Genomic DNA, 4,000 nt, shown 5'->3' with positions numbered 1-4,000 from the left:
TGCGGAGATGATGGCATCTAATACGCCGTCTGAACTGAGAAGAGCCGCTATCCGGCAGCAAAATATGGCGGCAGCATAGTGTTTTGAATACCTAAAGGAAATTTACACACAAATATGGACTTGACTAAAGATTTAGCTCATATGAATCGAGTCGCATATACTACAGACGAGTATTATATTAAGATGTTAGATTTATGGTGGAATAATAATTTTAATACACCCCCTCATATTGATGTACAAGTTAATAGTCTAGATTTGTGTTGTGAAATGGTTTTTAATGGTAATGGTTTTGGAATTCTGCCTTCAGTTCTCGTTCCAGACAATCCTAATATTCATTGTATTATCTTAAAAGATAAATCTGGGGATCCTATTCAAAGGCATACCTATCTAGTTTATAAAAAAGAAATACTAGATGATGCTCTTTTTTTTGCTTTTTTCAAATTTATGAAAGAACATAAGTTTTCGACTTTTCTCCATTTAAGAAACTTAACAGCACATTAAAAATCATAATAAAAGTTCCAAGTTAAAATTTAAATTATTTTACTTGGAACTTTTATCATAATAAATTTGCATTATATCTCTTCCAATATGTTATTATACATTTTTTTTTTTTTAGATACACTCATAGTATTAGTAATAGCTATATAAAAATATTTTTCTTTTATAGCGTTAGTCTTCACTGTATAAAATGGGAGGGATTTGATACTATGTTATTTTTTAATGAGCCCATAAAAGCAGGCAGTGATGCCAAACACGACCTGATGGTCCAGCTGGAACTGGGCGGAGATTCCAGAGAAGTGGAAATCCACAGCAAAGTAGAAAAGAAATTCGGAGAAGCCATCCAGGAAGATGTGGAACAGGTCCTGGACGAATTCGGGATCCACGGCGTAAAGATCCAGATCGATGATCTGGGAGCTTGGGACTTTGCCATCAAGGCACGGGTCCGCACCGCTGTGAAGCGGGCCCTGGCACAAAAAGGAGGTAAACCGGCATGAACTCTTTGTACAGGACCATGTTCTTTGTTCCGGGAAATGCTCCTGGAAAAATCGCCAAAGCAGAAATCTATGGAGCCGATGCCCTGATCTACGATTTGGAAGATGCGGTTTCCGTCAATGAAAAAGATGCTGCCAGGGATTTGGTCAGCAGTTTCCTTTCCACGTACCGGCCGGACTGCCGGATCGGGATCCGGATCAACGGCCAGGATACGCCCTATTATGAAGACGATGTCCGGGCTATGGTCCCCCTGAAACCGGATTTTCTCCGCCTGCCCAAATCGGAGACCGCGGAAAATGTCCAGGCTCTGGATGCGCTGATCACAGAAATGGAACAGGCCAGCAAGATTCCCGTTGGGACGATAAAAATTGCCTGCTCCATCGAGACAGCTCTTGGCGTTTATAATGCTTATCAGATTGCCAAAGCGTCTCCCCGGGTCTTCGCCATCGGCCTGGGGGCCGAGGATTTCCGCACGGATATGCGGATGGCCCGCAGCGAGGATGCGAAAGAGATCCTATTTGCCCGGAACCAGATTTCCCTTTGTGCCCATGCTGCCAAGGTCATCCCCATGGATTACGTGAACAGCAATTTCAAGGATCCGGAAGGTTTCAAGAAAGACGTAGCCTTTGGGAAAATGCTGGGCTTCACCTGCAAATCCGTGATTCACCCCACCCAGATTGGGCTGGTCCATGAAGTCTATACTCCCACTGATAAGGAAATCGAACATGCCAAAAAAGTGGTGGCTGTCTATGAAGAAGCCATGGCCAACGCTTCCGGTGTCATCGCCTTGGACGGAAAGATGATCGATATGCCCATCGTAACCCGAGCCAAGGACGTACTGGCCTATGCCAAAGCGGCCGGAAAGGAGATCTGACCCATGGTTGACGAAAAATATATGGAACAAATCCGGAAAGTCCCTGGATGGGAAACAAAACAGGCCTTTTCCGGTGCCTACACTGCCCATCCGGAAGGTTCCCGGATGGCTCCCCGCCCGGTCAAATTCTTCCGTCCCGGTACGGACAAAGTGAAAAGCCTAGATTACATCCTGGATGCCATTGGGCTGAAAGACGGGATGACCATCTCTTTCCATCACTGCCTGCGGAACGGAGATGCGGTCATGCTGTATGTGGTGGACGCCATTGCCAAAAAAGGGATCAAATACCTGACCCTCTCTGCTTCTTCCCTGAGCAAGGTCCAAGACTGCCTGCTGCCCTATTTTGAAAGCGGTGTGATCACGGCCGTGGATACCAGCGGTGCCCGGAGCAAGCTGGGCAGCTTCATCCAGAAAGGCGGCCTGAAGAAACCGGCCATCTTCCGTACCCATGGAGGACGGGCCCGGGCCATTGAAACAGGAGAGCTCCATATTGATGCCACCTTCATTGCAGCTCCTGCCTGCGACCGGTTCGGCAACCTGAACGGGGTGGAAGGCAAGAGTGCCTGCGGATCCCTGGGCTATGCCATGCCCGATGCAGAGTATGCAGACCATGTGATTGCCGTCACCGACGGGCTTTCCGATATCCCACTGGATTATGTGAGCATTCCCCAGACCCAGGTGGATTATGTGACCACCGTGGACTCCATCGGAGATCCGGCCGGCATTGCTACAGGCTCCATCCGGGTCAGCAAGAACCCGGCGGAACTGCTGATTTCTCGGTATGCAGCCCAGGTGATCGCTGCGACGCCCTACTTCCATGACAATATGGTCTTCCAGTTTGGCAGCGGTGGCATGGCTATCGCTACGGCCGGCTACATCCGACAGGAGATGCTGGAAAAGAACTATACAGCAGCTGCCGGGGTCGGCGGGGTTTCCGGGTTCCACGTCCAGATGCTGAAGGAAGGACTGATCAAGACCTTCTATGATCCCCAGGACTTCGATCTGACCGCCATCGATTCCCTGCGGACAGATATCAAACATCACGAGATTTCTGCTTCCGCCTATGCCAATCCCTTTTCTGCCTGTCCCTATGTGAACATGCTGGATTTCACCGTACTCAGTGCCACGGAGATTGATGTGGATTTCAACGTGAATGTGCTGACGGACTCTTATGGCAAACTGCTGGGAGCACCCGGGGGCCATCCGGATGCGGCAGCCGGGGCCCAGATGACCCTGATCACCATGCCTCTCCTCCGGGGCCGTCTGCCCATGCTCCTGGACCATGTGACCACCGTAGTCACCCCGGGAGAAAGTGTAGATGTACTGGTGACGGAATATGGGATTGCCGTGAATCCTCGGCGCCCGGATATTGCGGAATGCCTGAAGGGCAAAGGTTTGCCCCTGACTTCCATCGAAGCCCTGCGGGAAAAAGCCATGCAGCTCTCAGGAAAAGCTTCTCCCCTGGAACTCAGCGACAAGATCTGTGGCGTGGTGGAATACCGGGATGGGAGCATCATCGATGTGATCCATGAACTATAAACAAAGCATTACAATTTTATATATAGATTATAAGTACTAAAAGTTAAATGCCACTGTCTTTTGGAACAGTGGCATTTTATTTATAACCGAATTTCTCCCAATCCATCCTTTCTCACTATAATTTCTGTACCAAATTTTTTCGATAGTTGAGCTAATCTTTTCATGAAATCTGCATTCCTTTTTATTTTGGGCAATCCACCCATTGATTTTTTTTGTTTAAACCCGCATTCTACTGGAAGTAATGTAACAGATTTTAGCTTGCCATCATGCATACGAATGCAAGGAACCACTGTCTCAAACGCACGGTGATCGGATTGGAGTCCTTTTTTAAAGCCTTGTGATCTTCTCTCAAACAAGTCATATATAGAATCATCCGAACTCAAATTATACATTTGATAAAAGTCTTCTGGGCCATTTGGTATATTTTCATTTTCAAGCATAAAATCTCCTAAAGAATAAAAAATGGGAGTCAAGTCCATATTTGTGTGTAAATTTCCTTTAGGTATTCAAAACACTATGCTGCCGCCATATTTTGCTGCCGGATAGCGGCTCTTCTCAGTTCAGACGGCGTATTAGATGCCATCATCTCCGCAT

5 protein-coding genes are annotated in these 4,000 nt (G+C 47.3%); 4 read left to right on the top strand and 1 reads right to left on the bottom strand.

Features of this window, described 5'->3' with window-relative positions:
- The first annotated feature begins 120 nt into the window (after nt 1–120).
- From ACTUHY_RS12800 to citF, 4 genes are all read left to right on the top strand, one after another.
- Nucleotides 121–501 (top strand): LysR substrate-binding domain-containing protein, encoded by a 381-nt coding sequence (locus ACTUHY_RS12800; protein ID WP_442827995.1) that lies wholly within the window; start codon nt 121–123, stop codon nt 499–501.
- A 206-nt stretch (nt 502–707) separates the two neighbouring features.
- Nucleotides 708–995, top strand: a complete 288-nt coding sequence (locus ACTUHY_RS12795; RefSeq protein ID WP_442827994.1) for a citrate lyase ACP — start codon at nt 708–710, stop codon at nt 993–995.
- The gene (locus ACTUHY_RS12790) at nt 992–1,867 is read left to right on the top strand and encodes an HpcH/HpaI aldolase/citrate lyase family protein (RefSeq protein WP_442827993.1); all 876 of its coding nucleotides are present in this window, start codon (nt 992–994) and stop codon (nt 1,865–1,867) included. The genes ACTUHY_RS12795 and ACTUHY_RS12790 overlap by 4 nt, the downstream gene beginning before the upstream one ends.
- Nucleotides 1,868–1,870: 3 nt before the next feature.
- On the top strand, nt 1,871–3,406 hold the full coding sequence (citF, locus tag ACTUHY_RS12785) for a citrate lyase subunit alpha (protein ID WP_442827992.1): 1,536 nt from the start codon (nt 1,871–1,873) through the stop codon (nt 3,404–3,406).
- 80 nt (nt 3,407–3,486) lie between these two features.
- Here the strand turns inward: citF and ACTUHY_RS12780 are convergent, their stop codons facing one another.
- Nucleotides 3,487–3,846 (bottom strand): hypothetical protein, encoded by a 360-nt coding sequence (locus ACTUHY_RS12780; protein WP_442827991.1) that lies wholly within the window; start codon nt 3,844–3,846, stop codon nt 3,487–3,489.
- Between the last annotated feature and the right edge of the window lie 154 nt (nt 3,847–4,000).

The sequence above is a fragment of the Acidaminococcus nyctereutis genome (genome assembly GCF_052216985.1).
GTDB lineage: Bacteria > Bacillota > Negativicutes > Acidaminococcales > Acidaminococcaceae > Acidaminococcus > Acidaminococcus fermentans_A.
This window is presented reverse-complemented; position numbering and strand designations above follow the sequence as displayed.

Bases quoted from the DNA above. Each gene is read 5' to 3' on its own strand.
- ACTUHY_RS12795 (WP_442827994.1), top strand. From the start codon at position 708: ATGTTATTTTTTAATGAGCCCATAAAAGCAGGCAGTGATGCCAAACAC.
- ACTUHY_RS12790 (WP_442827993.1), top strand. From the start codon at position 992: ATGAACTCTTTGTACAGGACCATGTTCTTTGTTCCGGGAAATGCTCCT.
- citF (WP_442827992.1), top strand. From the start codon at position 1,871: ATGGTTGACGAAAAATATATGGAACAAATCCGGAAAGTCCCTGGATGG.
- ACTUHY_RS12780 (WP_442827991.1), bottom strand. From the start codon at position 3,846: ATGCTTGAAAATGAAAATATACCAAATGGCCCAGAAGACTTTTATCAA.